The 25943-nt window shown below is 55.1% G+C and carries 25 protein-coding genes and 3 pseudogenes; 12 read left to right on the top strand and 16 right to left on the bottom strand.

Annotation, left to right across the window (positions count from 1 at the left end; genetic code table 11):
- A complete protein-coding gene (locus JCM17844_RS03360) occupies positions 1-798 on the top strand; it encodes an alpha/beta fold hydrolase (protein WP_149999673.1) in 798 nt (265 codons plus the stop codon).
- Here the strand turns inward: JCM17844_RS03360 and JCM17844_RS03355 are convergent.
- The 3 genes from JCM17844_RS03355 to JCM17844_RS03345 form a co-directional block, all read right to left on the bottom strand.
- A complete protein-coding gene (locus JCM17844_RS03355) occupies positions 795-1289 on the bottom strand; it encodes a mechanosensitive ion channel family protein (protein WP_210431272.1) in 495 nt (164 codons plus the stop codon). The genes JCM17844_RS03360 and JCM17844_RS03355 overlap by 4 nt on opposite strands.
- Positions 1220-2155, bottom strand: coding sequence for a mechanosensitive ion channel family protein (locus tag JCM17844_RS16360; RefSeq protein ID WP_210431271.1), 936 nt, complete (start codon positions 2153-2155; stop codon positions 1220-1222). Before JCM17844_RS16360 ends, JCM17844_RS03355 begins: the two co-directional genes overlap by 70 nt.
- Before the next feature lie 61 nt (positions 2156-2216).
- Positions 2217-2672 (bottom strand): nucleoside deaminase, encoded by a 456-nt coding sequence (locus JCM17844_RS03345; protein WP_149999670.1) that lies wholly within the window; start codon positions 2670-2672, stop codon positions 2217-2219.
- Between the two features lie 84 nt (positions 2673-2756).
- Here JCM17844_RS03345 and JCM17844_RS15765 point away from each other — a divergent pair, with 84 nt between their 5' ends.
- Genes JCM17844_RS15765 through rsmD form a run of 3 tightly spaced genes read left to right on the top strand, consistent with a single transcriptional unit; the run spans position 2757 to position 4218 of the window.
- Positions 2757-3329: a pseudouridine synthase gene (locus JCM17844_RS15765; RefSeq protein WP_235898896.1), complete on the top strand. Its 573-nt coding sequence runs from the start codon at positions 2757-2759 to the stop codon at positions 3327-3329.
- Positions 3296-3652 carry a pseudouridine synthase family protein gene (locus tag JCM17844_RS15760; RefSeq protein WP_235898895.1) on the top strand — a complete coding sequence of 119 codons (357 nt, stop codon included), beginning with the start codon at positions 3296-3298 and terminating at the stop codon, positions 3650-3652. The genes JCM17844_RS15765 and JCM17844_RS15760 overlap by 34 nt, the downstream gene beginning before the upstream one ends.
- Entirely contained in the window at positions 3652-4218 is a 567-nt protein-coding gene (rsmD, locus tag JCM17844_RS03335) for a 16S rRNA (guanine(966)-N(2))-methyltransferase RsmD (protein WP_149999669.1), read from the top strand. The genes JCM17844_RS15760 and rsmD overlap by 1 nt, the downstream gene beginning before the upstream one ends.
- Positions 4219-4232: 14 nt before the next feature.
- On the opposite strand, the pseudogene mutL reads toward rsmD, so the two are convergent.
- The 5 genes and pseudogenes from mutL to JCM17844_RS03310 form a co-directional block, all read right to left on the bottom strand.
- Positions 4233-6078, bottom strand: a pseudogene (gene mutL, locus JCM17844_RS17100) (DNA mismatch repair endonuclease MutL).
- Between the two features lie 112 nt (positions 6079-6190).
- Positions 6191-6655 (bottom strand): DUF3035 domain-containing protein, encoded by a 465-nt coding sequence (locus JCM17844_RS03325; RefSeq protein ID WP_210431268.1) that lies wholly within the window; start codon positions 6653-6655, stop codon positions 6191-6193.
- Positions 6656-6747: 92 nt separating this feature from the next.
- A complete protein-coding gene (lspA, locus tag JCM17844_RS03320; RefSeq protein WP_210431267.1) occupies positions 6748-7263 on the bottom strand; it encodes a signal peptidase II in 516 nt (171 codons plus the stop codon).
- Complete coding sequence (gene ileS / locus JCM17844_RS03315; protein ID WP_149999666.1) at positions 7260-10100, bottom strand: isoleucine--tRNA ligase; 2841 nt, start codon at positions 10098-10100, stop codon at positions 7260-7262. The genes lspA and ileS overlap by 4 nt, the downstream gene beginning before the upstream one ends.
- 195 nt (positions 10101-10295) lie before the next feature.
- The gene (locus tag JCM17844_RS03310; protein ID WP_149999665.1) at positions 10296-11324 is read right to left on the bottom strand and encodes a bifunctional riboflavin kinase/FAD synthetase; all 1029 of its coding nucleotides are present in this window, start codon (positions 11322-11324) and stop codon (positions 10296-10298) included.
- Positions 11325-11600: 276 nt separating this feature from the next.
- Here JCM17844_RS03310 and JCM17844_RS03305 point away from each other — a divergent pair, with 276 nt between their 5' ends.
- Positions 11601-11987 carry a response regulator gene (locus JCM17844_RS03305; RefSeq protein ID WP_149999664.1) on the top strand — a complete coding sequence of 129 codons (387 nt, stop codon included), beginning with the start codon at positions 11601-11603 and terminating at the stop codon, positions 11985-11987.
- Positions 11987-12844 carry a protein phosphatase CheZ gene (locus tag JCM17844_RS03300; RefSeq protein ID WP_149999663.1) on the top strand — a complete coding sequence of 286 codons (858 nt, stop codon included), beginning with the start codon at positions 11987-11989 and terminating at the stop codon, positions 12842-12844. Before JCM17844_RS03305 ends, JCM17844_RS03300 begins: the two co-directional genes overlap by 1 nt.
- Before the next feature lie 64 nt (positions 12845-12908).
- Here the strand turns inward: JCM17844_RS03300 and JCM17844_RS03295 are convergent, their stop codons facing one another.
- The 4 genes and pseudogenes from JCM17844_RS03295 to JCM17844_RS03275 all read right to left on the bottom strand — a co-directional run bounded on the left by JCM17844_RS03295 (position 12909) and on the right by JCM17844_RS03275 (position 16307).
- The gene (locus JCM17844_RS03295; RefSeq protein WP_149999662.1) at positions 12909-13559 is read right to left on the bottom strand and encodes an HAD hydrolase-like protein; all 651 of its coding nucleotides are present in this window, start codon (positions 13557-13559) and stop codon (positions 12909-12911) included.
- Positions 13505-13747: a hypothetical protein gene (locus JCM17844_RS17095; protein WP_149999661.1), complete on the bottom strand. Its 243-nt coding sequence runs from the start codon at positions 13745-13747 to the stop codon at positions 13505-13507. Before JCM17844_RS17095 ends, JCM17844_RS03295 begins: the two co-directional genes overlap by 55 nt.
- Positions 13748-13815: 68 nt before the next feature.
- A pseudogene (locus tag JCM17844_RS15755) lies at positions 13816-14702 on the bottom strand (EAL domain-containing protein).
- Positions 14703-15116: 414 nt separating this feature from the next.
- Complete coding sequence (locus JCM17844_RS03275; protein ID WP_149999658.1) at positions 15117-16307, bottom strand: sensor histidine kinase; 1191 nt, start codon at positions 16305-16307, stop codon at positions 15117-15119.
- A 196-nt stretch (positions 16308-16503) separates the two neighbouring features.
- Between JCM17844_RS03275 and JCM17844_RS03270 the strand changes: the two genes are divergently transcribed.
- The 5 genes and pseudogenes from JCM17844_RS03270 (at position 16504) to JCM17844_RS03250 (ending at position 20222) form a co-directional block, all read left to right on the top strand.
- The gene (locus JCM17844_RS03270; RefSeq protein ID WP_210431265.1) at positions 16504-17382 is read left to right on the top strand and encodes a DUF748 domain-containing protein; all 879 of its coding nucleotides are present in this window, start codon (positions 16504-16506) and stop codon (positions 17380-17382) included.
- 117 nt (positions 17383-17499) lie between these two features.
- Positions 17500-17793 carry an SCP2 sterol-binding domain-containing protein gene (locus tag JCM17844_RS03265; RefSeq protein WP_149999656.1) on the top strand — a complete coding sequence of 98 codons (294 nt, stop codon included), beginning with the start codon at positions 17500-17502 and terminating at the stop codon, positions 17791-17793.
- Positions 17794-17903: 110 nt separating this feature from the next.
- Positions 17904-19099: pseudogene (locus tag JCM17844_RS17090) on the top strand (acyl-CoA dehydrogenase family protein).
- 11 nt (positions 19100-19110) lie between these two features.
- Positions 19111-19629, top strand: coding sequence for a DUF1499 domain-containing protein (locus JCM17844_RS03255; RefSeq protein ID WP_149999655.1), 519 nt, complete (start codon positions 19111-19113; stop codon positions 19627-19629).
- Positions 19630-19718: 89 nt separating this feature from the next.
- Positions 19719-20222 (top strand): hypothetical protein, encoded by a 504-nt coding sequence (locus JCM17844_RS03250; RefSeq protein WP_149999654.1) that lies wholly within the window; start codon positions 19719-19721, stop codon positions 20220-20222.
- Positions 20223-20327: 105 nt separating this feature from the next.
- On the opposite strand, the gene JCM17844_RS03245 is transcribed toward JCM17844_RS03250, so the two are convergent.
- From JCM17844_RS03245 to JCM17844_RS03230, 4 genes are all read right to left on the bottom strand, one after another.
- Positions 20328-21686, bottom strand: coding sequence for an OmpA family protein (locus tag JCM17844_RS03245; protein ID WP_210431263.1), 1359 nt, complete (start codon positions 21684-21686; stop codon positions 20328-20330).
- 135 nt (positions 21687-21821) lie between these two features.
- Entirely contained in the window at positions 21822-22319 is a 498-nt protein-coding gene (locus tag JCM17844_RS03240; RefSeq protein ID WP_149999652.1) for a DUF2793 domain-containing protein, read from the bottom strand.
- A gap of 54 nt (positions 22320-22373) precedes the next feature.
- Entirely contained in the window at positions 22374-23891 is a 1518-nt protein-coding gene (locus tag JCM17844_RS03235) for a phage tail protein (protein ID WP_149999651.1), read from the bottom strand.
- 724 nt (positions 23892-24615) lie between these two features.
- The gene (locus tag JCM17844_RS03230; RefSeq protein WP_210431262.1) at positions 24616-25026 is read right to left on the bottom strand and encodes an NlpC/P60 family protein; all 411 of its coding nucleotides are present in this window, start codon (positions 25024-25026) and stop codon (positions 24616-24618) included.
- Between the two features lie 97 nt (positions 25027-25123).
- Between JCM17844_RS03230 and JCM17844_RS03225 the strand changes: the two genes are divergently transcribed.
- On the top strand, positions 25124-25936 hold the full coding sequence (locus tag JCM17844_RS03225) for a hypothetical protein (protein ID WP_149999649.1): 813 nt from the start codon (positions 25124-25126) through the stop codon (positions 25934-25936).
- Positions 25937-25943: the final 7 nt, after the last annotated feature.

The raw sequence follows: 25943 nt of genomic DNA, 5'->3' as shown, positions 1-25943 counted from the left end.
ATGGCGGGGCCGTCGAAACAACCCATTGAAGGGGCCACTATCGCTTATGAGGCCATAGGGCCCAAAGATGCCGAACCGATTTTGTTCCTGCATGGCTGGACATCGGACCGCAGCACCTTTCGCTACCAGATCATGGAGCTTTCAAAAACCCACCGCTGTATCGTCCTTGACCTGCCCGGCCATGGCGACAGCGAAGCGGTCCCCAACGCCGATTACAGCGTCGATTTTTATCGTGATCGCCTGCGTGCATTTATCTCCACCCTGAAGATCGAGAAGGCAGCCCTGATCGGGCACAGCTTGGGCGGATTACTGGCTTTGGAACTATTGGCAGATAACGAAAGCCGCCATCCCTGCGCTATTTTGATTGACCCCGCCCCGATGATCAAAACCCCGGCGCTTTTGAAATCCCTCACCCGTACCCGCAAGATGATGCAGGATATGGGGCGGGAAGCAGCGCAAGCGATTTTGAGCAATAAGGTATTTTTCCGCAAAACCGATCCGGAAAATCTGTCACAAGAAGTGCAAGACATTGCACGGCGTACCGATGATGAAGCCGCCCTTAAAACCTGGGATGGAATTATCGCCTATGATGCCACCAAGGCATTGGAACGGGTACAGCGCCCATTGGCCTTCATCAATGCCGACCGCCCGCAAAACCGCGAAGAAGATATTCGCGCCCATGCGCCCTATTGTTTTTGGGGCCGCACCATTGGCACCGGACATTTCAACCACCGGGTCATGCCCCGTCAGGTCAATGCGATGATTATCGACTTTCTGGATCTTGCCAAACGGCTTTAGGATTTTTTTCCCGCATCAAGAGCCGGGTCTTGCTCAAGATCCGCATCCTCAGCCTGCACGGATTGGGGAGCGGCCATGGGCATGTCATTGGCGAAATGCACCACCCGTTGCGGGAAGGGAAAATCGATCCCTTCTTCATGGAAAGCGTCCCAAATGGCCAGCATCACTTCACTGGCCACATTCACCACGCCGGACTGCGGATCTTCAATCCACAAGCGCAATTCCAAATCCACGCCATTGTCGCCAAAGCCCATCAAACGGGCAGCGGGCGCGGGGGATTTCAAAACCCGATGAATATCCTGCGCGGCTTGTTCCATCAAGGACATGGCCTTGCGCAGATCACATTCATAGCTCACAGAAATGGGGATTTTCCGGCGCACACGCCTGTCAGAGAAAGACCAATTGATCACCGATTGCGTGATCATATCCTCATTGGGAACCAGAAATTCCGTCCCGTCGCGGGTGATGATCGAGGTATAGCGCGCCCCCAAATGATTGATCCACCATAGGTGCCCTGCGTTTCGATCACATCGCCGGGTTTGATGGATCGATCCATCAACAAGATCACGCCGGATACAAAATTCGCCACCACTTTTTGAAGGCCAAAACCAAGCCCCACACCCAAAGCACCGGAAAAGACCGCCAATGCCGTCAAATCAATGCCCGTGGCATTGAGCGCAATCATCACCGCAAGAATAACCAACGCAATACGCGCCAGCTTTTTCACCAATTCCCGGGCCGATGGGTTCACATCGCTTAACGCATCCACCCGGTTTTCCAGCAAACGAGACGCCGCCAAAGCCAGCCAAATCAGCAGAAAAAACGCCAACAACCCATTGATGATCGACAATAGGGAAATCGACACATCCCCGACGGAAAAGCGCGCCGCCCCAAGGGTGCGGGTGATCGGGTCCAGCAATCCCACAATATTCAAAGCCGCAATCAACCACGCCACACTGGCAACCAGCCGCCGCAAAGCTTGGGAACGAATAAAATTTACGGCAAAGCGGATGACCAACCATGCGGTTAAAAGGCTGGTGGCAATATCGAATAAATAGGTTGGAAGATTGAATTCTTCGGCCACCACACCCGCCGTTGCGATCAACAACAAGGCAAAGGCCGGCACCGTCAGCGGAGAGAAAAACGGTGCAATGCGCGCCAGAATCGGCACTTCAAGATGCACCCCGCCAAGCAATTTCCGCAAGGCACGGGCCAGCAGCCAGGACAAGCCAAGAGACAGGGCAATCACCGCAAATTGCGCAAGGCTGGCATAAGCAAATAAATCGCTTCCCAGCCAGATCAGCACCTGATCAAGCAGGTCGCGTAAATGATCGAAAGGGGAAAGCTCTTGCTCCATAAGATCTATCCTAGGCTGTAAACCCATAAACGTGAAGAGGCATGATCCATGCTTTCACGGCCTAGCGTCTTGATTGGAAGAAGTCTTTCAAAAGCAATGCTGCACGTTGTTCGGAAAATCCGGCATAAATATCGGGCTTGTGGTGGCAAGTCGCATGAGAAAATACCCGCGCGCCATAACGCACGCCGCCGCCTTTTTCATCCTCGGCTCCATAATAAAGCCTGCGAATCCGCGCAAAACTGATGGCCTGAGCACACATGGCGCATGGCTCTAATGTCACATAAAGATCGCAGCCGATCAGGCGTTCCGATCCCAAAATCCGCGCCGCATCCCGAATCGCCAGCATTTCTGCATGAGCGGTGGGATCTTTCAGTGTCAAAACCCGGTTTCCCGCCCTTGATATCACCGCGCCCGACGAATCGGTAATCACCGCCCCCACCGGCACTTCGCCACCGGCAGCGGCTTGTTCCGCCTCTAAAAAAGCGATTTCCATGGGGGAGAGAGGATTTTCTGTCATGATGGGAAGATGAAAAGCTGCAGGCCTGCGGTCAAGTGCGATCCTTGATTGCCCAACAGCACAGGGCGGCTTATGGTCGCCGCCATGACACAAGACAAAGACAAAAACAATGCGGCAGGGCCTGCACCGGAACGAATCGCAAAAGCACTTGCCCGTGCGGGCATCGGCTCACGGCGTGAGGTGGAACGGCTGATCGAGCTTGGACGCGTTTCCATCAATGGGAAGCGGCTGAAAACCCCGGCCTGCCTGATCACCAGCCTTGAAGGCATCACCGTTAATGGAAAGCCCGTCGAGCAAGCGGAAAGTGCAAGGCTGTGGCGCTATCACAAGCCACGTGGATTGGTCACAACGCACCGCGACCCGGAAGGGCGGTCAACGGTGTTCGATCATTTGCCATCGCATTTGCCGCGCGTCATTTCGGTAGGACGGCTGGATCTCAATTCCGAAGGGCTGTTGCTGCTGACCAATGATGGCGCACTGGCGCGCTGGATGGAAATGCCGAAAACCGGCTGGATACGGCGCTATAAAGTGCGCGCCCACGGCACGGCGGATGAAGCCAAGCTCAAGGCCCTTGCGGAAGGCGCAGTGGTGGACGGCATCGTTTATGAACCATTGAAGCCACCGTGGAAAAGGTTTCAGGCAGCAATGCGTGGCTGAATGTGGCTCTGCGCGAGGGGAAAAACCGCGAAGTGCGCCGGGTTCTGGCCTCGATCGGGCTGGATGTGAACCGCCTGATTCGCACCGCCTATGGCCCCTTCACTTTGGGAACATTGCAACGCGGTGCTGTGGGGGAAATCTCGTCAAAAGCCCTTTATTCCGCCTGTGGGGCCCATCTGGGAGCCTTGGAAAGCGCATCCATTGCAGCCGAGACGAAAAAAGCTCCCAATCCTTCCAAATGGGCAAAAGCCAAACCGAAAACCAAATTCCGCCCCAAAAGAAGTGCCCCGCGCACCCCAAACGGCCCCAAAGAGAAACGCTGATGCGGGTGATCGCCGGACAGTTTCGTGGACGCCGCTTGCGTGCCCCCGATGGTCGGGCGGTCCGCCCCACCAGCGACCGATTGCGCGAAACCTTGTTCAATATCCTGAGCCATAGCCAGCAGCCGTCCCTTGTGGGGGCGCATATGGCCGACCTGTTCGCAGGCACGGGGGCTGTGGGGATCGAGGCCTTGTCGCGGGGGGCCCGCCATGTGACTTTTGTTGAAAAAGCCCCGAAAAGCCTGAGCCTTTTGAAAGGCAATATCGCCACAATGAAAGCCGAAGACAAGGCAATCGTGCTGGCGAAAGACGCCACAAGGCTGCCCGCACCGGCTTTGGAACATGGCCCCGTCGAGATCGCATTTCTCGACCCGCCCTATCACAAAGGATTGGCGGACCTGGCGCTTTCATCCTTACGCGACAAAGGCTGGTTGGCCCCCAATGCCCTTGTGGTGGCGGAAACGGCGCGGGATGAAACGCTTTCCTTATCGAAAGGGTTTGACCTGCTCGACCAGCGCCAGATGGCCGACAGCAGCCTCTGGTTTTTGCGTTTCACCCCCTTGAGCTAGTGCTGCCGACGATTTTAACGGCGACCAAACAGCCGCTCCACATCCCGGAGTTTTAGCTCCACATAGGTGGGGCGCCCATGATTGCACTGGCCCGAATGGGGGGTGGCCTCCATCTCGCGCAGCAAGGCATTCATTTCATCCAGAGTTAATCGCCTGCCCGCCCGCACGCTGCCATGACAAGCCATGGTGGCGCACACCTCTTCCAGCCGTTCCTTCAGGGTCAGTCCCTGATCCAATTCCGCCAGATCATCGGCCAGATCGCGCACCAAGCGCACACTGTCCACCTTGCCCAACAAGGCGGGTACTTCGCGCACCACCACAGCGCCATCGCCAAATGGCTCCAGCACCAGCCCCAATTCGGCGAATTCTTCCACACGGGCCAGAACACGGCTGGCCGCATCCGGGTCCAATTCCACCACATCTGGAAGCAACAACATCTGCCGCGCCACACCGCTTTTCTCAAGCGATGCCTTCATGCGTTCATAAACCAGACGCTCATGGGCCGCATGTTGATCCACAATCACGATGCCATCGGCATTTTGCGCCATGATATAGGTTTCATGGAGCTGCCCGCGTGCCGTACCAAGGGGATAATCCTCTATCTGCGCCGCCCGCTCTTGCTCTTGTGTAACGGGTTCGTGCCGGGCAGATACGGGTATCGTTTCAGAGTCGAAACGACTTTGCTCTGGCACAGAGGAGGTCGGTGCCTGCCATGTACGGGCCGCATCATGAAAGCCGCCACCCAAGACAGGTTTCTCCCCATAAGCAGGGCGCGTTACGGGGGAATAGGCCGGACGTGCCGCCCCCAAAGCCGCCTGGCTGACACTGGTGGAAGCCCGATGCCCTGCCGCCCCCAAAGCATGACGCAAACCGGAAACAATCAAACCACGCACCAGCTTGATCGCGGAAGCGCACTTCGGCTTTCGCGGGATGCACATTCACATCCACCGCATGCGGGTCCAGTTCCAAAAACAACACCAAAACCGGATGCCGGTCGCGGGCAAGGAAATCCGCATAGGCTCCACGCACCGCCCCCACCAACAACCGGTCTTTTACCGGGCGGCCATTGACGAACAAATATTGCTGTTGGGCATTGCCCCGGGAATAGGTGGGAAGGCCGGCAAATCCCTTCAGCCGCAAATCATCGCGCACCGCATCCACCGCCACCGCATTATCGGTAAAGGCCCGCCCCAGAATATCACCGAGTCGCGCCTTTTGTGCATCGTCCCCTGTGGAGAGCGCCCGTTCGGCGCGGAGCAACACCCGGTCCCCATCGCTGAGGCTGAAGGCCACATGGGGATGAGCCATCGCCAGCCGCTTTATAATATCCAGTGCATTGGATTGTTCGGTGCGGTCGGCTTTCAGGAATTTCAACCGCGCAGGGGTCGCATAAAACAGATCCCGCACCTCGATGCGTGTGCCCCCCGATAAAGCCGCAGGAAGAGGGCCGGTTTTCGCCCCGGCATCCACTTTTAGCGCCCAAGCCTCATCCGCGCCTTTGGCCCGGCTGGTGATGGATAACCGACTGACCGAACCGATGGACGGCAAGGCTTCTCCGCGAAACCCGAGGGTGCCAATGGCATTCAAGTCTTCAGCGCTGCGTAGTTTCGAGGTGGCATGGCGCTCAACGGCCATTCCCAATTCTTCGGGCGACATGCCAATGCCATCATCCGTTACAGAAATAAGCGCCTTTCCACCTTCGCGCAGCACCACATCAATATGATGCGCCCCCGCATCCAGTGCATTTTCCACCAATTCCTTAACGGCACTGGCGGGGCGTTCCACCACTTCACCTGCGGCGATCTGATTGACCGTCTGTTCATCCAAAAGATGGATACGCCCGCTTTTCCCATCGTCCATAAGTACCCGCTTTTCATGATCGCCATTGCCTATATCAGCATATCAAAACGGCCGCCCTTGATGAAGGACGACCGCTCAAAATTCTGAAGGAAACAAAGCGCTGCGGCGCAGGTCAGCGCGGATCGGATGTAAGCCGTTGAATACTGGCCCCGTCGCTTTCCATCGCGCGCGGCTCCATCGCCAGGATTTCAGACAACATCGGCCCTTTGTTCACCAATTCCGTATCATCACCCACGGTGGAACGGATATCCGCATCCGTTTGGGGGAAATTATCCAGAAGCGCCATTTCCGCAGCGGATGGCTTTGGCGGAACAGCCGTATGGCCGGGGAAAAGCGCATCCACCACCTGGGCGGCGGGCTGGATATTTTGCGGGCTAGGCACGCCGGGGCGTGGAGGGCGCAACTGGAAATCAGGCGGCACCACCAAAGGGCGCTTATCAACCACCACAAATTCATCGGGCGGGCTTTTGCCAGACCCGACCAGATCACCAACCCAAACGCATCCACCAAGGCCGACAAAGGCCACAGCAGAAACGGCAAAACGGACAAGGCCGCGATATCCGAAAGAAATGGTCAAGGATTTTCCTCGCAACTATCGGTTATTTTCAACAAATCATATGGTCTTTGTACGGAATTTTAAGGCTGACAGCAAGCGTGCCGCTTCGCCTCTCAAACGGATTGTCGTTGCGGGTGTACGAAACTGTCAATCAACAACAGCACAACGCCCACGCTGATCGCCGCATCCGCCACATTGAAGATGTAAAAAGACCAGTTCCCCACATGAACATGGGCAAAATCCACCACCGCTCCATAAAGCACCCGATCCCATATATTGCCAATGGCCCCGCCCAGAATCAGCCCAAGAGCTAAAGCAGGCAGGCGCAAGCGGGTGCGCTGCAACCAAATGGCCAGCAGCACCGAGATCAGAGATGTGAGGCCGATCAGAAAAACGCGGCCCCCCATTGTGCCTTGCTGGAACAACCCAAGGCTTACCCCTTCATTCCAAACGAAGGTCAGGCTGAAAAAAGGCAGGAGGGGGCGTGTATCCCCCACCTGCATTGCCAGGCCATCCAGAATCCAGAGCTTGCTGAGCCGGTCCGTTAAAAGCACCAGCAAAACCACCAGCCAGCCAATGCGCCGTGCAGCTTTTTGGGTGCGCAATGAGTGGGCGAAAAGAGGCTTCACGCCGCACCACATCCCGGTGCCTGCACCGTTTTTGCACAACGATTGCAAATATCGGGATTGGCGGCATCGGCCCCGACCTCCTCGCTGACCACCCAGCAACGCTGGCATTTTTCACCGGAGGCCTGTTCCACCAGAACAGCCACATGCGGCACGTCATCAAGCCGCCATGCCTCATCCGGCCCGCGCCCCACGATCACCTCAACAGACGACGTGATACAAATCTCTGCCAGATCAAGGCCATCAAGCGCCGCCATCCGCTCGGGATCGTCGATATAAAGTTTGGGGGCCGCCTGCAAAGACGAGCCGATGCGCTTTTCGCGGCGCTCCACCTCTAGCGCGCCGGTGACCACGCGCCGGATAGCCCGGATCTTCGTCCATTTTTCCGCCAAATCCGGATTGCGCCAGCTGGCAGATGTTTCCGGGAATTGCTGTAGATGCACGCTTTTTGCATCCACACCGAATCGCGCCTGCCAGACCTCTTCCGTGGTAAATACCAATATCGGTGCCAGCCAGCTTGTCAGGCGATAGAACAACAAATCCAGAACCGTGCGCGCGGCGCGGCGGCGGATGCTGTCCTTGGCATCGCAATAAAGCGCATCCTTGCGGATATCGAAATACAGGGCCGAAAGCTCGATAATGCAAAACTGGTAAAGCGCCTGGAAATAGGGGTTGAAATCAAAGCCGTTGATCTTGTCACGCACCAGCGCATCAAGCTCGGCCATGCGGTGCAACACCCATTGTTCCAGCTCTGGCATCTGATCGATGGGTAGCCGTTCGCTTTCTTCAAAGCCTGCCAAATTGCCCAGCAAGAAGCGCAGGGTATTGCGGATCTTGCGATAAGCATCCACCTGCCCTTTGATGATCTCCTTGCCGATCCGCACATCTTCGAAATAGTCGGTCGATACCACCCACAGGCGCAGAATATCGGCCCCATATTGATCGACAATATCCTGCGGCGACAAGCCGGTGCCTGCAGATTTGGACATTTTGCGGCCATCGGCATCCAATGTGAAGCCATGGGTCAAAACCGCCTCATAAGGCGGGCGGCCGCGCGTGCCGCAGGCTTCCAAAAGGCTGGACTGGAACCAGCCGCGATGCTGATCCGACCCTTCCAGATACAAGGATGCCGGCCAATGCAGCTCTTCGCGTTCTTCCAAAACAAAAGAATGTGTGGAACCGGAATCAAACCACACATCCAGAATATCGGTGATCGCTTCCCAGTCATCGGGATTATGGTCCGAACCGAGGAAGCGCTTGGGATCCCCGGCGAACCACGCATCGGCCCCTTCTTCACGCACCGCAGCCACGATACGTGCATTGACCGCATCATCTTGCAAAATCTCGCCCGTAACGGGATTGGCAAAGACCGTAATGGGCACGCCCCAGGCACGCTGGCGACTGATCACCCAATCGGGGCGATCCGAAACCATGCCGCGGATACGATTCTTGCCGCGCGCCGGAATCCAGCGCACCTGTTCGATCCCTGCCAAGGCTTTTTCGCGCAGGCCGTTCGTTTCCATGGAAATGAACCATTGCGGCGTGTTGCGGAAAATCAGCGGGGCTTTGGAACGCCAGCTATGGGGATAGCTGTGTACGAAGGTGCTTTTACCCCACAAGGCATGATTTTCAGCCAGAAGATCGCAGATCTTGTCACCCACCTTATACACATGATCGCCCGCCACCAGCGGCATATGATCATAATAACGGCCATCACCGCCCACGGTCATCGGCACTTCGATGCCGAATTTCTGGCCGACGATGAAATCGTCTTCACCATGGCTAGGGGCCGTGTGCACAAAGCCGGTCCCCGCATCCACCGTAACATGATCACCGGGCAGCAAGGGTACATCGAACTCATATCCCCGCCCACGCCACGGATGGGCGCAAACCGTATTGGCCAGATCGGCGCCGCGATAGCGTTCCACCACCCCATGAACAGTGATGGACGCCCGTTGCGCAAAGGCACTGAGCAAGGCTTCAGCCACCAAAAAGCGTGTCCCGCGCTTGATCAAGGCGCCGTCGGACAGCTCATCGGCCTCTACCAGCACATAATCGATATCCGGCCCGAAGCAGATGGCGCGGTTGGCCGGAATGGTCCACGGCGTGGTGGTCCAGATCACCACCTTGGCGGTGGACAGGGCTTCGATGTCGGTTTTGATAATGGGGAACGCCACATCGATCTGGGTGGAACTGTGGTCGTGATATTCCACCTCGGCCTCGGCCAACGCGGTTTTTTCCACCGGCGACCACATCACAGGCTTCGAGCCGCGATACAGCGCGCCCGACATGGCGAATTTCAGCAATTCCTGAACGATCCGGGCCTCGGCCTCATAGGCCATGGTGGTATAGGGATTGTCCCAATTACCAAGGATCCCCAGACGCTTGAACTGCGTACGCTGGCGGTCAATCCACTTGGCGGCGAAGGCGCGACATTCCTTGCGGAATTCAACCGGGTCCACCTCGTCTTTGTTCTTGCCCTTTTTACGGTAGGCTTCTTCCACTTTCCACTCGATGGGCAGGCCATGGCAATCCCAGCCGGGCACATAAGGGGCATCATGGCCGGTCATTTGATAGGCGCGAACGATCACATCCTTCAGGATCTTGTTCATCGCATGGCCGATATGGATGTCCCCATTGGCATAGGGCGGCCCATCATGCAGGGTAAAGCGTGGACGATCACGGCCCGCATCACGCAGGCTTTGATAAAGGGCGCTCTTTTCCCAAGCCTCCAACCATTCCGGCTCTTTTTGCGGCAATCCGGCACGCATGGGAAGGTCGGTTTGGGGCAGGAAGATCGTTGCACGATAATCGCGCTTGGTGGGTAAGTCACCGGACATGGACAGTCCTCACGTCATTGAATAAGGCAGGAATTGTTAAGTTGCACATGGCCCCGGCCTTCAAACAAAGGCCGGGCCAATAATTCGCCTCTCCACACCGGTGATATATGCGCCACTCAACATAGGAAATCTTTTAGCAATGCCATGGCAAGCGGGCAAGAGACTGTTCGCCCCTTCCACCGCGGAATACCCGCTTTATCGCGGTTTTGCCAAAGCGACAGGATGGTCGGCGAGATAACGGTCCAGGCGGGGCGGCGGAAGGTGATCACGCGCATTTTCGGGATCGGCCAACAGCGTTCGGGCGGTTTGACAATCCTGTGCGATCTGGGCTTTCAGCGCTTCTATGCCAGAAAATTTCTGCTCTGCACGCACAAAGCCCACAAATTCGACCCGGATATGCCGACCATATAGATCCCCCTCGAAATCGAACAAAAAGGTTTCAAGGGTGATGTCGGATTTATCAAAGGTGGGGCGACATCCCAGATTGGCAACGCCGCCATAAATTGCATCATCGCCTTCCACCGTTACCCGAACGGCATAAACGCCGAATTTGGGGTGAAGCACATCTTCCAAAGCCAGATTGGCGGTGGGGAAGCCGATGGTTCGCCCGCGCTTGTCGCCTTCCAGAACATGTCCCGAAAGAGTCCACCAATGGCCAAGCAAGGACGCTGCCCGGCGCGCCCGACCTTCACGCAGGGTATCGCGCACAAGGCTGGAAGAATAAATCTGCCCCGCCGCGCCTTCGATACCGAAGGTCACAGGTTCCACCACACTGAGGCCAAAGCCTTCCATTTTGCCCATCCAGGCCAGCAGGTCCGACCCACCGGCACGCTTTGCCCCGAACCGGTAATCATAACCCGCCAGCAAATGCAAAACGCCCAGCTTTTCGCATAAAATTTCCGTCACGAATTGCTGCGGAGAAAAATGCGACAGCGTGGCATCAAATGGTAAGCTCACCAGCAAATCCACGCCAAACTGCTCCAAAAGCCATGCCCGCTCCCGAAAGGGGGTCAGGCGAAAAGGCGGGTCATTGGGGCGGAAGAAACTGCGCGGATGCGGCTCTGTGGTGACAACAGCCAAAGGCACCCCCATATCCCGCGCCAACCGGCCCGCTTCTCCCACCACCACCTGATGGCCGCGGTGGAAACCATCGAAATTTCCCAAGGCCGCAACAGATCCCCTTAAGGAAGGCGGCAAGGACAATGGGTGGCGAAGGATCTCCACGGGTGGGGTGGCTCCTGACAGACTGGCTTGGATTACATCCCTACAGATATTTCTGTGAGAATAAAGAGACGGCACTATAGCCGGAGGAGGAAACGCCGAGCAAGACGGACATGGGACGCATATAAAAAGTGACTTTTTAGACCAATTTGAAATTTAAATGATCATTCGAAGAGCATTAACCAGTTTTTTAGAGGCGGGGTATTAAAGTGCTTTTCTCTTAACCGACGGAGGGTCGCTCCGTCTGAATTCAGCCAATTTTCAGGGGTTTGGACAACTATGGCCGTAGATAAGGCGATGCCCATCCTTATCGTCGATGATTATAAGACGATGCTTCGAATCGTTCGCAACTTGCTCAAACAGCTTGGTTTCGACAATGTGGATGAAGCAACCGATGGTTCACAGGCGCTGGAGAAACTGCGCAGCAAAAATTACGGCCTGGTCATTTCCGATTGGAATATGGAGCCAATGACAGGGTACGAACTTTTAAAAGAAGTGCGTGCCGATGCGCAGCTGAAAGCGCTGCCATTCATCATGGTCACGGCGGAATCCAAAACGGACAATGTGATCGCAGCCAAAAAGGCAGGCGTAAACAACTATATCGTGAAGCCCTTCAACGCTGCGACGCTCAAACAAAAGCTGTCGGCTGTGCTTGGGGAATTCTGATGGGTGCCGAAGAACTCCCGGAAAAGATCGAGGCCTTGGTCGATCGCCTTCGGGAGAAGCGGGACGAGACTCTTTCTTTGACCGATGTTGCCTCGGTAACGGAAGTGCTCATCGGAACGATGCGCACCTATTTCCGCTCGATCGACACAAAGATCTACCGCGAATGTCGGACATTGAGCGACTATATCGGCAATGCCCGCAAGGAAATCGCGGCGCTTCAGCCAAGAGATCTGGAAACGGATCGTATTCCCCGCGCGGGCATGGAGCTGGATGCAATCGTCCAGCAAACAGAAACGGCGACCAATACGATCATGGAATCGGCTGAAGCCATCATGGGAGCGGATCCACAGGATGTGGAAGCGTTTCAGCAAACCGTGCAAGATAATATCATGCAGATATTTGAGGCCTGCTCGTTTCAAGACATCACCGGCCAACGCATTTCAAAAGTTGTGCAAACGCTCACCTATGTCGAAGGGCGCATTCACGAATTGCGTAGCCTTTTGGGCATTACCGATGATGAAATTTCCGCTGCGGCAGAAGATGAAGAAGACGTGGCCGTGGACGAAGATCGGGCCTTGCTTCGCGGCCCGTCCCTGGAAGGGGAAGGCATCGATCAGGATGCTGTCGATGCCTTGATGGGGGGAAGCCCTAAGACGGAACCTACAAGCCCCAAGGCCGCACCAAAAAGCCCCACGCCCGCGGCAAATACAAAAAAAGCAGCGCCACGAAAGAAAGCGCCTGCGCCAAAGGCTGCAGCCAAGCCCGCAGCAAAAGCGGCGAAGCCAAAAGCAGAGGAACCACCGACTCCATCCGGCTCAAGCAGCAAGATGATATTGATGCTTTATTTGGGTAACTGAAAAGCATGTCAGCGCAAACAGGGATGGCGGCAAAACGTCATCCTCATTGCTGCCTGCCAAAGACCTACCAGCGCAAAAATTCCATCCGGTAATCCGGCACCGCCAGATGTTGCTTGATCAAAGGTTCGATGCCTTGAGCCAGAAAATCTGCGTGATGCACACCATGCTCGATCAATATACTGGCAATTCCTTCGCGGGCGGCACCGGCAATATCGGTGGCAAGGCCATCGCCAATAATCAATTGCTCTGATGCGGAAACCTCTCGTCCGGCAAGCTCTGCAAAAAAATGCCGGCTGGCCGCATAAGGTGGCGGTGCGGGCTTGCCTAGCCAAACAACCGGCCCGCCCATGGCTTCATAACGATCCGCCACGGCCCCGGCGCAAATAAACATCTTTCCTTCATGGCGTACCACCCGATCAGGATTGGCACATAAAAGTGGCCGCCGGTTCTGCGCCGCTTTGGCAAGCAACGACACATGCGCGTCCACATCCCGGCCAACCAGCCCCGTAGCAACGATCACATCGGCCTCATCCGCATGATCCACCTCGAACAGGTCCATCTGCTCAACGGTTGCGCGATCTTCCTGTGGCCCCAGATGATAGAATTTCTGCCCTTGAAAATCCCGTTCCAGATAACTGCGCGTCAACTCGCCAGAGGTGATCACCGTATCATAGGCGCCCTCTCCCACCCCCAAAGCCTGAAGCTGCTCCCGCACCTGAAACGCGCGACGGGTGAATTCGACACGAGGGCCACAGAAACGCCTTCCCGTCGCGCACGGCTTAGTGCATCAACGGCAGGCAAAAAGGCGGAAGCGCCATCATGCACCACCCCCCAAATATCACACAGAATAAAAGGATGTCTGGAAACAAGCGAAGACAAGCCGGAAAGGACCGGAACGGACATAGGATCAAGCCATAATCAAGAGGATACAGGAAGCACAAAAAGGCTGCGAGAAAACGATATGCGTCAAATCATCCGCTCTCGCCACCACCATCTTCACGATTAAGACGCGGTTTTCCAAACAAATAGCCCTGCGCCAGGGAAATATCCAGATCCAGCAATTCGAGAACCTGACTTTCTTCCTCGATCTTCGAAGCGATCAAATCAATGCCCTGACGCTTTAACGCACGGCGCACATCGCCAGGATGAAGGTCTACCTGCTCTCCCAGCAATATATCCGCATCTACCTTCACAAAGCGCACATAAAGCGATTTTAGAAAAGCGGCGTCCAAGCGCAAATCATCCACATGGTCCAACCCGAAGCTGTAGCCACTCTCCCCTAAAGCGCTCAAACGGTTACGCGTCCGCTCATCCATGGACAGCAAATCGGCTTGAGGAAACTCGAACACCAACCGGTCCGCCAATTCCTTATTTGCCGCCATAAAATCAATAAATTGCGGAAAAAACTCTTCATCAAGAACAGAGGCTGCGGAAATATTACAAAAAAAGTGCACATCAGGCGCCGGGGGCCCAATTTCCGGATCAGCTGAATACAGCGGAACAACAACAAATTATCCAGCGTTCCCACAAGGCCGGAGCTTTCCGCAACAGGCAGATATTGCTGAGGATAAATCACTTCATCATGTAAGCCGCGCACCCGCGAAAAACACTCATAATGCTGTGGTCGACGCGACGGCAAAGCAACAGTGGGTTGCAAATACAAATCCACCCGGTTTTCAGACAGTGCCCCTTGCACGACCGAAAGAATATCCGCTTCTATATCGGGGGACAGCTCGGCACGTGCGGCTTGTGTCACCGCAACGCCCTTTAAAAGTCCCTCAACATTCACATCGCCTTTGCGCAATCCCGTCCCGGAACGCCCAATGATCTGCCCAAGCAATGTCTGCAGCACCCGCATTTCACGGATCATATCCTCGGTGGAGCCGCTGGCCTTTCCCTCTATTTGGCGCAAGGCCGATACATCCAGACCCAATTTGTCTGTTTCTCTGGCGATCCGCGCCACGGACCGTTCAATTCCCCGAAAACGTCGATCAATGCCCCGTTTCGATGACAGAACGAACAAAAGAACAGCCAAAAGGAAGATCAAAAAAGAAACCAAAGCCACCACAGGCTGTGGCCAGCCGGCATAGTCCGGCACGATCAGCGTCACAACAATGGACAGCGCCAAAAGAAGTAAGAAATATAAAATAGGAAAGAAAACAGTCATTTCCGCCCGATATTTACCCGCATTCACCCAAAGCCTAAACCACAGACCGCCTGCTGAAAAGGGGCGCTTGGACTACAAACGCATAAATGTCGGTTTGGCCTGACCTTAGAAGCATAAGTGATGGACGGGAAAGTGAATACAGCAGGAGAACCCGTCTCCGCCTTCGTTCCCGGAAACAGACATGGTCCCGCCATTTCGCTCCGCCAAAACCTTTGCCATCGGCAATCCGGCAGTTTTCCGCCGATGCGGAGAGGCATAAACGTCCGTCTCTTCATCAAAGGCAGCAACAGCAGCATTGATTTCATCTAAAGACAAAGGCGGACCAAGATCCGACATATGGAGTGTCAGGCGACCCGCTTCATCGAGAAACACCGAAAACACGACCCGGCTATAGCGGGGGGCACATAATAAGGCATTTTCCATCAAGGCCGACAAAAGCCCCAATATATCCGCAGATACGGCACGCAACTTTGGTAAAGCGGCTTCAATGCGCCGACTTAAAGTGAGGCCGGCTCGCGTAAATCTCTCCCGGAATCCGTCGAGAGACGTTTCAACAAAAGCGCCCAAATCCACATCTTGCAACGTACGCGGCACCGTAGACACCCTGTCCTCGGCCACGGCCAAAAGATCTTCAATGCGGGTGAGCAGCTCTCGACCCAATGTTACAATATCATCAGCATAATTCAGGGTCGGGGCATCCGGTTCACGCCCGATCCCTGCCATAATCTGAGAAAATCCCAAAATCCCATTCAGGGGAGTCCGCAAATCATGGCTGATCCGCGCCAGCATCCGCTCCCGCGCCTGCAAGGCAGCATCGCGGTCCCGTTGCGCCTGTATCAAGGCTTGATGCAGTTCCCCCTCTTGATGCCGCAACACCGCCACCATCCGCGGCGCACGCCCTGCCATTCCCACCGGGCGCACTGTCATGATGACGGGGATATGCGGCATCCCGTCATCAAAAGAACGCAGCATGACATCCACGCAAACAGGGCTATGACGCGCCATAGCCCTGTGCAAACGGACGATATCCCCCTGACGGGTCTGATCGCTCAGCAAAGTAAATAATTGCGTGCCACACAAAGATTGCCGGGACCGCCCCAGCCACGAACATAAAGCAGGATTGGCATCAGAAATCCGCACATCCAGACGTGCAAGATCAAGATCCAGGATCAGAAGGCCTGCCTCACATTCTTCAAAAACAGCGTCAAACAGACCGGGATTTCCATCACGCAAGCCAAGCATCGGGAAGTCCAGAGGCGCAAAACTACTACCGCTTTTCCTCACACTTCCATCCATAAACCCCTCAATTTTCCGCACCTATCAACACTGGAAACGCCCCAAGTAACCGGGTTCCAAAGGTAAATCACTGCTTTTTAAAAGCATCGCCTATTCGTATCCGCGGATCAAGCTATTCATTAAGATATTATTAACTATCGTCAATTGTCGAACAGGCGGTTACACTTAAAAATGATGACACGGGACAAAGGGGAACATGATGCGTAAAGTTTTAATCTCACTATTGGTACTGCTGGTCCTGGTGATTGGAGCTGGAGCCTTATGGGTCTATCTGGAAGGTGAAGAGGCCTTACGGGCCGGTATAGAGCGCCATGCCCCGCCAATTTTGGGCGCTCCCGTTGCTGTAGAGAAAATTTCTTTTTCTCCCTTTACGGGACAGGCTGAAATAACCGGCGTTCGCATTGGCAATCCAGACGGATATCCCGATGCCGATGCCGTACGTCTTGGCTCCTTTATGATCAAGCTCAAGCCCCAATCCGTCTTGACCGATCTCATCGATATCAAAACCATACGGATTGATGCGCCGGAGCTACGGATCGAGCCGGGCCCCAACAGCACCAATTTGCAAAGCATCCAAAAAAACATCGAAGACTTCATTGGCCCTGCGCCGACAGAAGAAGTGGATGTGGCCGACATACGCATTGGGGATTTCCAGCTCAATGATGCAATGATCACCATTGGCGGCGGCAAGATTGGCTTTTCCGATCAGAAACTGGAATTGGCCGATATCCATCTGCAAAATATCGGTGGAGCGGAAGGCATCGCCCCGTCACAAGCGGCACAGATTGTCTTTGATGCCTTGATGCCACAGGTAAAAAAAGCGTTGGCCAGCGAAATGGGCAAGCAATTATTAAGCGATGCCCGCGGGAAACTGGACAATCTGGAAGACAAAGCGCGGGAAAAGCTTGATGATGTCAAATCCGATTTGGAAGACCGCCTGAAAGAAAAGACCTCTGACCTGCCCGGTGGGCTCTCTGAAAAGGCCGATGAAGCGCTGAAATCCGGCCTTGGCGGTTTGCTCAAAAAGAAGAAAACAGACGACGGGAATAAGGACAAGGACGGAAACGGTCCTTGAAAAAAAGCTCCCATAGCCGGGGGCTGTCCCCCGGCGAAACACCATGCTAGCGTGCGCGACAGAATCGACCAAAGACCGTCGACATTCTGTCAACCATGTAAAAAAGGAGTCTTTTTCATGAGCCTTGCCGAACTGACTGAAACCGTCCGCACGAAAGTATCCGGGTCTGGCATTTCCAGCGTCATTAAGTTCGATCTCGGCGATCTTGGCGTGATCCGCATTGATGGCAGCCAAACTCCGCCCAATGTCGATAATGACGATGCAGATGCCGATTGCACGATCAAAGTTGAAGAAAGCGATTTCCGCGAAATCCTTGATGGCAGCCAAAATGCCCAGATGGCCTTCATGATGGGCAAGCTGAAAGTGGATGGCGATATGGGAGCCGCAATGCAATTGGCTGGCGCTCTTTAATCATCGTTTTCTGCGTGCCGGGGCCCGTCTGCTTTTTTACCCGCAAGCGGTTATAAGGCGGCGGTCCCGGCGTCTTTCTGCCCCGGAACACTATAGGCCGGAGAGGGATAATGGACCTGTCATTCACAAAACAAGATCGGGCCTTTCATGAAGATGTGAAAGATTTCTTCGCCCATGCCATTCCAAAGGAATTGCGCGAAAAACTCGATCATGGGACGACGCTTTTGAAAAGCGACTATGTGACTTGGCAAAAAATCCTGTTCGACAAAGGCTGGATAGCCCCGAACTGGCCAACTGAAGTGGGCGGATGTGGCTGGAATGCCACACAACAATATATCTTCAATCTGGAACTGGGCTTATCCGGCGCCCCAAAGCCTATCCCTTTCGGCCTGAATATGGTGGGGCCGGTGATTTACACCTTCGGCACCGAGGACCAAAAATCCCGCCATTTGCCATCCATCCTGAACAGCGATATCTGGTGGGCACAGGGCTATTCCGAACCGGGGGCCGGGTCCGACCTTGCCTCCCTGCGCATGACCGCTGTCCGTGATGGCGACACCTATATTCTGAATGGCACCAAGCTGTGGACCACCATGCCCACTGGGCCGACTGGATTTTCTGTTTGGCCCGCACATCCAAGGAAGACAAACCGCAAAAGGGTATTTCCTTCATTCTGGTGGATATGCGCACGCCGGGCATTCAGATCGATCCGGTCATCACCATTGATGGCGAGCATCATGTCAATCAAGTCACCTTTGAAGATGTGCGCGTCCCCGTCGAGAACCGCGTAGGCGAAGAAGGAAAAGGCTGGACCTGCGCCAAATTCCTGCTCGCCAATGAACGCCAGGCCATCACCGATCTAGGTGCGAAAAAACGGATGATCAAGCGCCTGCGTAAGCTGGCACATGACGTGACGGCCAATGGCCGCCCGCTTGCACAAGATCCTGATTTTGCGCAAAAAATAGCAGATCTGGATATTCAGATTTCCGGACTTGAATATACGGAATTGCGTTTTCTGGATGCTCAAATGCGCGGCGAAGAACGTGGCATAGAACCATCCATTCTCAAGGTTCGCGGCACAGAACTGCAACAAGCCCTATCAGAATTATATGTCGAAGCCTTGGGCTATTATGCCCTTCCCTATCCAGACCGGAAAGAGGATCGCGGACGTAATGAGCCAGATATTGGCCCCATGGGTGCCGCCGCAGGGATGGGACACTTCCTTTACTCCCGCGCTGCGACCATTTATGGGGGGACCAATGAAGTGCAAAGAAACATCATGGCCAAACTTCTTCTTCGCGCCTGAAAGGCCCCTATATGTCTGTTATTGATGCCATTCGCTACGCGGCCATTGCCGTTTCTATTCTTGTCATCATTGCGGGAATGGCCCTCTTGTTCATGTCGCCTAGCCAATTAGAAGGGCTTTTCAACGAAAAAGAACTGCCCGTCATTGAGTTTGCGACTCTGACCAGAACAGACAAGCCCAACAGCTATCTTCTCTGCCCTGCGGATCGCTGCCCGCAAGCATCCCCCGATGATATTGCGCCGGTCTTTGATTTGAGCAGCAATGACCTGCGTGCCCGGTTACTGGAATATGTAGACCGATCCCCCGATATTCGCACCCATCGGCTTGATTTGGAAAACCAGCAATTTGAATTTGTGGAACGCACACCGATGATGCGGTTCCCCGACATCATTACCGTGCGCATTTATCCCACCGATGAGGGCGGCTCGACATTGGCAATTTACAGCCGCTCCGTTTACGGACATTCTGATCTTGGTGCGAACAAGAAGCGCATCACGCGCTGGTTGGCGGCCATCGCGCCGAACAACTGAGCATTTGAAACGAATTGTTTGGTTAATTCTTCATTAAGCCTTAGCTTCGACACTCAAGGTGCCATCCATCATCTTGGGAAGAGGATCTCATGAAGGCCACATGGAAAACAGCATCGCTTGCCGCGATCATGATCAGCGGCCTATGCAGCCAAACGGCCTATGCACAATGCATGGACGCCAAAGAACGTGCGGCCCATGATATGCGGCTTTTGCAAACGCAACTGATGGTGGGGGCCCTGCAATGCCGTGGCCGCAAGGATCTTGGTCAACGTGCGTACTATAATGAATTCATCCGCAGCCATCGCGATGATCTGGCCCGCCATGGCAATGCATTGGTCGGGTATTTTGAGCGTAGTTACGGCCAAAACTATAAAGTCATGCTGGATAAGCATGTCACCAGCCTTGCCAATGCCGTATCCTCGGCAGTCCGCACAACCCCGGATTTTTGCACGAAAATCGCCCAGATCGGCGCACGCATAAGCCAAACACCCAACGACACACATATCCGCGTGGGCTTGCCGATGAAAATCGAAAACACCCTTGGAACCTGCCTCGCCGACAGCAATTCTTCCTCGTCCCCGAATATCCAATAATATCGAACACTCTGCTGCCTATCGCGGCAAAGCTACACAGCATTTATAAAAAAGGCGGACCTGTTATTGGCCCGCCTTTTATTCGTTGATCCACGTTATCCGGTCTTAGCTGCCGGGTTTGGGAAACAAGATCTCGACGCGACGGTTTTGCGGCTCGCGCACGCCATCATCGGTTTGCACAAGCGGATCAGACTCGCCGCGCGCGGCACTCAGAACCGAATCGCTTGGAACGCCTAGCTCTGCAAGAGCCTTTTCAACCGAAGCTGCCCGTCGTTGCGAAAGGCCTTGATTGTATTTTGCAGCGCCGGAGCGGTCAGTATGGCCCACCACTTCGATACGAACGACACCATATTTCTTAAAGGCATCGGCGGCATCACGCACAATCCTTTCTGCTTCAGGAGCCAATGTGGCGCTATCAAAATCGAAGAACACGATGAACGGGCCGATTTCCGGAGACAACACATCCACATCGACCGTTGCGGTTGCCACCGAACCATCCTGATCCTGCACAGTATAGGTAAAGCGATCACGTCCCACATATTTGGGATCGGCCGTATAGCGCACAGCACCACTCGGATCGCGGGAAACCTTACCATATTGGGCTTCCCCTATGGTCGCGATACCGGCCAAACGCCCTTCCGGGTCCCGGTCATTGGCCAGCACATCGATCATCACGCTGTTACCGGCTTCCACCCGCGCCCGATCATTTTCAGCACGCGGCGCACGATTAGGCGGCGGAGCCGGTGCGGCCACAGGAGCCGGAGCAGCTTGAGCTTTTTTCGGACCACCGAAGGCATAACGCAGCCCCACCAAGACGGAATGAGATTTATATTTTGCCTGCGCATCAATGGCATCAGCCACAAGCAGTCTGCTTTGGGCCGTGGTCAAAAAGCGATAGCCCACTTCCGCGGTCCAATGATCGCTTAATTGCGAACTAAAGCCGGCAAGCGCCTGAAAAGCCGGCTCTGCATCATTGGAACGAAGCAAGTCCTGCCCACCAGCCAAACGATAATCCAGATCGACAATCGCCACGCCGATCCCAGCCCCAAGATAAGGCTGGAACCCCTTCACAACCGGCACATCATAGATGAAATTGGCCATAATGGTCGAGGCATTGACATTGGTATCGGCCAGTGCCGTTGGGCCGGACAATGGTCCAAGCCCCAAAGCGGCCCCTGCACCGCCATCGGATCGCACGGTCAGGCCGTCCAGATCATTGCGTCGCTGCATAAATTCCAATTCCAGCCGCATGGGCTTGAAATCATAGCCAATGGCGCCACCCAACACCAAACCCAGATCGCGCTCGTCTTTCGAGGCAAAATTCCCCTCAAGAGCTTCGTCATGAGCCCAATTGATGCCCGCGCGAATGGCACCGTAAAAATTTCCATCCTGTTCTTGCGCACCGACTGCGCTGCCTAAACACAAAAAACTGGTGGATGCGAGAAGCAATAAGTTCTTTTTCATGACGTTCCCCTTCATGTCCCCTCGGCCTATCCCAATGAAGCCAAGAGCAACGCGTTAAATCATACTCCCCTATGGGATGCTGTACAATTTTGTCGAAAACATGTTGAAAAACGCACTTATATCGCCATCAGGTTGCTAAGTTGCGATCAGGCCATGATTACGGAGCGTCGCAAGAAGCGCACTCAGGCTGTCGCGCGCTTCTTGATCCACAACGGCACCGCCTACAGGGTCCGGAACTGGCCCTTGCCGCGGCCCGACAACCTGCTGTCCCCAAATAGAATAGCTGTCGGCCCACACATTTCCACTGCGCCAGAGAGTGCCTGTATAAATCGCATCAAATTGACGATCCGCAAGCCACGCGCGCATTCCCTGCACAGGGGCAATAAACCGCCAGCCCCCATCCAGCCATTGGGCGATTTCATTGTCATGTCCAGCCCAGGCCCCTAAAGCGCCTGCCCCAACAATCCATGCAGCACCTTCGCTGGCATTTTCCGGAGGGTCCGTCTGCGTCGCGCTTTCGATATGCAGATGCAAAAGCAGATCAATGCGCGAAAGCGCTTCATTATGGGTCACTTCCTTTTGGGATTGATTGGTCAAGATAAAGGGAAAAGCGTGTCGTGGAGACAGGCTCATAATACTCTCCAAAATATTGCATGACTTTATAAATGCCGTGGCAAAGGACAGCGCTCAAAGCAGACCGGTCCAAGAAAATCCACGCCCGACAAGAGCGCTCACTTGATAAAGAGCCCCCTCGATTTCAGCGCGCGGCGCTCCGAAATCGGCCACCTGATCCGCCACCGAATAGATGAGTTCCGGTTGAGAGGTAGAGATCGTGCGCACCACCTGCCCCGCATCCAGAATATCCAGTTCATACAGTTCACGTTCCTCGCCCAAAGGAACATCGCGGCCATCGACCCAATCCCCGGATTGCCGGGTTCGACGAACCCAGCGAACCACCAAATCCTGCCCTTCACGGCTGGCCTTCACATGAACCGGAGCCAAGGGCATCAAGGATCGTCCCTGATATGACAAGGTTTCGGGATCTGCATCATTCAGGAGATTATTCACCGACACCGCCTTTATCAGCATGGATTGCCCCAACAAGGACTCCGGCACTGTCATTTCCACCAACCCGCCCCCATCAAGCAGCACAAACCGCTCACCGGGTTGATGACCGTTCATGGCCCATTCCGTGCCATTGCGCCCGCGCAACAGACCCCGCAACCGATAGCTTCCATCGGCATCCAGAAACGCATCGCGGAACTGAATGATCTCGTTACCCGCAACGATCCGGTTTGCCCCGTTCAGAACAGCAAGAGAGGTTCTGCTTTCCAATTGCATATCCGGCCGCATCAACCGCACACGGATCTCGTTTTGCTCGTCCCAATAGGCGCTGGGGCCTTGAGGCAGAAAGGTCAAAACCTCTCCCATAATGGCGGCAACCCGGCTGCTGACCAAAATGTCATAGGTTTCGCCCCCATCGCGGGACAAATAAACAGAGCCGCCGCGCCAGCCCGGCGATCCACCGGCCAGAGCGGCAAGAACCTGTGAAGGCTCCCGCGATGTGCCAAGCCCGGGAAGATCAAGAGCCTGAAACTCCGTAGACCCCACAAGTTCCACAACCGGTGCTGTAAAATTGCCCGTTGCCGAACTATTGAAATCCAGATTGGGCAAGGTGCTGACGGGATAGCCCGATACCAGAACCCCATCCGGTGCGATGTCCATTTCTTCGATCAGCAACCGGACCGTCGTTTCATCCAACTGATAGGCCAACCGATCTCCCGCCTCCAGAGACGCAAAATCCACCGTCAAGCGAAGCTGATGCGTTTCTTGCTTCATCCATGAAAGGGCAAGCATCTGCTCGACTTGCCGTTTGGCTCTGTCGCCACTCAAAAAGAGCGGACTGTCGATGATGCCCCGATTGCCTGCAAACCCTTGCTGTCGGCGCGCCCTTTGTAGCGCTGGCTGATAATCCCGTTGCGGATCGCCATACCGCACGCTCAATTCCTGTAAAAGATCCGCCCCTTGTTCTCGGGTAATATGCACGGCCCAGCGATCCTCATCGGTCTGTCCGCCGGCTCCCATATCCGTTTCGAAAACCGTTCGTTCGTCCCCCGCATCAAGAGACCGGAACGAAAGCACCCCGCCCCCTTCCGAAACGCTGGCCGGAAAAAGCCCCATAACCCCTTCAATGGCGGACCGCATGGTACGTCCCTTGCCAGCGCCAACCCTTCAACGGATTGATCAAGGCCCGTCGCCTGCGCTGTCTCAACACCGGAGCGGGCGGCGATTTCCACCAAAAGATCGCCTGCTGACACGGCATCATCAGCAATCACTTCAAAGCTTAAATTAGGCACGCGATTGGCAAATTCTGCCAGTTCCAGCCCTTCAAGCACCGCATAAGCCATGCCCCGAAAGGCCGGTGCATTGGCAATCCCTTCATGGGCTTCGATCAAGACATCGGGATTTTGCGTTTCTGTCCCTTGATAAACCCGCAAAGTGGCAGGTGACAGCCACCGCCCCGCCTCGTCGCGCAGCAATTTCCCATCGGCCCAAATCCGGCGCACTCCCTGAATGGGCCGCGCCCCCAAGCCCACGGCCAAAGACACGGAATAGCTAAAAGTCACCGTCGAAGTCGATTTGCGGCCCTTCCCGCCCGATTGCTTTTCTTCGCTTCTTTTTTCGATCAGGCCGCTGGACCAAATAACATTGCCCGACACCCTTGCCGTGCCGAACACCAAAGGGATCGTCTCGCCAAGGGCTGAGCTTTGAACCGACAGATCCGACAGGCGCGGTCCTTCCCGGACGCTCCCCCCGCCCAGAAAAACAGACCGATCAATCACGCTGCCAATCGCGGCCCCCACAAGCCCCCCGGCCGGCCCCGCAACCACAAGGCCCGCCACACTCGCCACCTGCAACACCAAAGTCGTCATTGCACATTCCCCGGATAGTGAAAGCCGCACAAGATGGACCGGCGCCAATGGGCATCGAGCCGATGCTCAACCACCCGTCCGGCCCGCTCACAGGCATGAATCAGTCCGTTCCCTGTATGAATTGCCAAATGTTGCAAGGCGCCACCGATCTGCAAGCACGCCACATCACCCCTCCCCGGTGTCTTGATCTTGCAAAACCCTGCATCTTCGGCGGCAAGAAGTAATCGGTTATCAGAAAAACTGCGCGGATAGCCGGTCTGGTCATAACAAGTGACCCCCAATTGCCACCCCACCCATAAAACCAGCCCTGCGCAATCAAGCCCCCGCCCCACCTGTCGCCCTTGATGACGAAAAGGCGTCCCCAAAGCCAATCTGGCTGTCTCGACAATCAAATCGGGTGAAACCACTCTTCTATTTGCATCCCCGCTTGTGCTATCGCTCGGTATTGAAGGGGCGGCACGCGGATCGCAATCAATGCCCGCCTTATCGAAATAGTGAGGAATCATGGACGCCAATTCTTTCATCATCTATCTGCATGAGCTGCGCAATCAGTGCCTTTACACCCACTCAGCGCTAAGCATTTTCAATCAGTCTCTTGAGAAAAAAAGCCAGACCGGGGTCTTGTTCTCGGGGCAGGCCGCACTGAATGCCGCCTCGCAGGTTGGTGCCATTTTGTGGCCTTCCCGCGCCCGCGCCCGCCGGCGCGGCGAAGTGCTCCGGGAAAAACTTCAGCTTCCCGACAGCCATGCCTTAGGAGATCGCCGGTTTGTAGAACTATGGGAACATGCCGATGAAAAGCTCGATGAGTGGATCAAAAGCACCAAAGGTCAGCGGGTCCTGTTCGATTTCGTCGGTGACCCGAAAACCATCGACCTTCCGGGCCTGAAAGAAGATTGCATTTACCGGCTTTATGATACGACCAGCCATGTGTTCGTATTTCGTGGGCTTGGCTATAATATGGTCAATCTTTCCAAGGCCATCGAGGAAATCGGTCGCCGCACGGAAATCCTGATGAAGCAGATCATGGATCAGGTTCAAGGGGCCGAGGGCGAAGGCCGCGCCGAAGAGCCAGCCAATAACGACAGCCCGCCCCAAGCAGCTCCCACATCTGCTTCGGAAATTGAGCCACTATCCGATGCAGCGGCTGCCACGGCGGAAGAACCAAAGGATTCTGCCGAACAAGAACCTGCCAAGGCAGACGCTCCGGCAAAAGCCAAAGCCAAAGCAACGGCCAAGCCAAAAGCCGCCGCTAAACCGGCTGCAAAATCTACAGCGAAGCCAAAAGCCAAAGCCAGAAAAGCCAAAAGCGACGCATAAAACCGGC

The sequence above is a fragment of the Iodidimonas gelatinilytica genome (genome assembly GCF_008579125.1).
GTDB lineage: Bacteria > Pseudomonadota > Alphaproteobacteria > Sphingomonadales > Rhodothalassiaceae > Iodidimonas > Iodidimonas muriae.
This window is presented reverse-complemented; position numbering and strand designations above follow the sequence as displayed.

Coding starts and splice junctions, on each gene's coding strand:
- JCM17844_RS03240 (WP_149999652.1), bottom strand. CDS start 22,319: ATGAGCCTGTCTCCACGACACGCTTTTCCCTTTATCTTGACCAATCAA.
- JCM17844_RS03270 (WP_210431265.1), top strand. CDS start 16,504: ATGATGCGTAAAGTTTTAATCTCACTATTGGTACTGCTGGTCCTGGTG.
- ileS (WP_149999666.1), bottom strand. CDS start 10,100: ATGTCCGGTGACTTACCCACCAAGCGCGATTATCGTGCAACGATCTTC.
- JCM17844_RS03360 (WP_149999673.1), top strand. CDS start 1: ATGGCGGGGCCGTCGAAACAACCCATTGAAGGGGCCACTATCGCTTAT.
- rsmD (WP_149999669.1), top strand. CDS start 3,652: ATGCGGGTGATCGCCGGACAGTTTCGTGGACGCCGCTTGCGTGCCCCC.
- JCM17844_RS03235 (WP_149999651.1), bottom strand. CDS start 23,891: ATGCGGTCCGCCATTGAAGGGGTTATGGGGCTTTTTCCGGCCAGCGTT.
- JCM17844_RS17095 (WP_149999661.1), bottom strand. CDS start 13,747: ATGTCCGTTCCGGTCCTTTCCGGCTTGTCTTCGCTTGTTTCCAGACAT.
- JCM17844_RS03250 (WP_149999654.1), top strand. CDS start 19,719: ATGAAGGCCACATGGAAAACAGCATCGCTTGCCGCGATCATGATCAGC.
- JCM17844_RS03305 (WP_149999664.1), top strand. CDS start 11,601: ATGGCCGTAGATAAGGCGATGCCCATCCTTATCGTCGATGATTATAAG.
- JCM17844_RS03300 (WP_149999663.1), top strand. CDS start 11,987: ATGGGTGCCGAAGAACTCCCGGAAAAGATCGAGGCCTTGGTCGATCGC.
- JCM17844_RS03345 (WP_149999670.1), bottom strand. CDS start 2,672: ATGACAGAAAATCCTCTCTCCCCCATGGAAATCGCTTTTTTAGAGGCG.
- JCM17844_RS03245 (WP_210431263.1), bottom strand. CDS start 21,686: ATGAAAAAGAACTTATTGCTTCTCGCATCCACCAGTTTTTTGTGTTTA.
- JCM17844_RS03265 (WP_149999656.1), top strand. CDS start 17,500: ATGAGCCTTGCCGAACTGACTGAAACCGTCCGCACGAAAGTATCCGGG.
- JCM17844_RS03275 (WP_149999658.1), bottom strand. CDS start 16,307: ATGGATGGAAGTGTGAGGAAAAGCGGTAGTAGTTTTGCGCCTCTGGAC.
- JCM17844_RS15765 (WP_235898896.1), top strand. CDS start 2,757: ATGACACAAGACAAAGACAAAAACAATGCGGCAGGGCCTGCACCGGAA.
- JCM17844_RS16360 (WP_210431271.1), bottom strand. CDS start 2,155: ATGGAGCAAGAGCTTTCCCCTTTCGATCATTTACGCGACCTGCTTGAT.
- JCM17844_RS03225 (WP_149999649.1), top strand. CDS start 25,124: ATGGACGCCAATTCTTTCATCATCTATCTGCATGAGCTGCGCAATCAG.
- JCM17844_RS03255 (WP_149999655.1), top strand. CDS start 19,111: ATGTCTGTTATTGATGCCATTCGCTACGCGGCCATTGCCGTTTCTATT.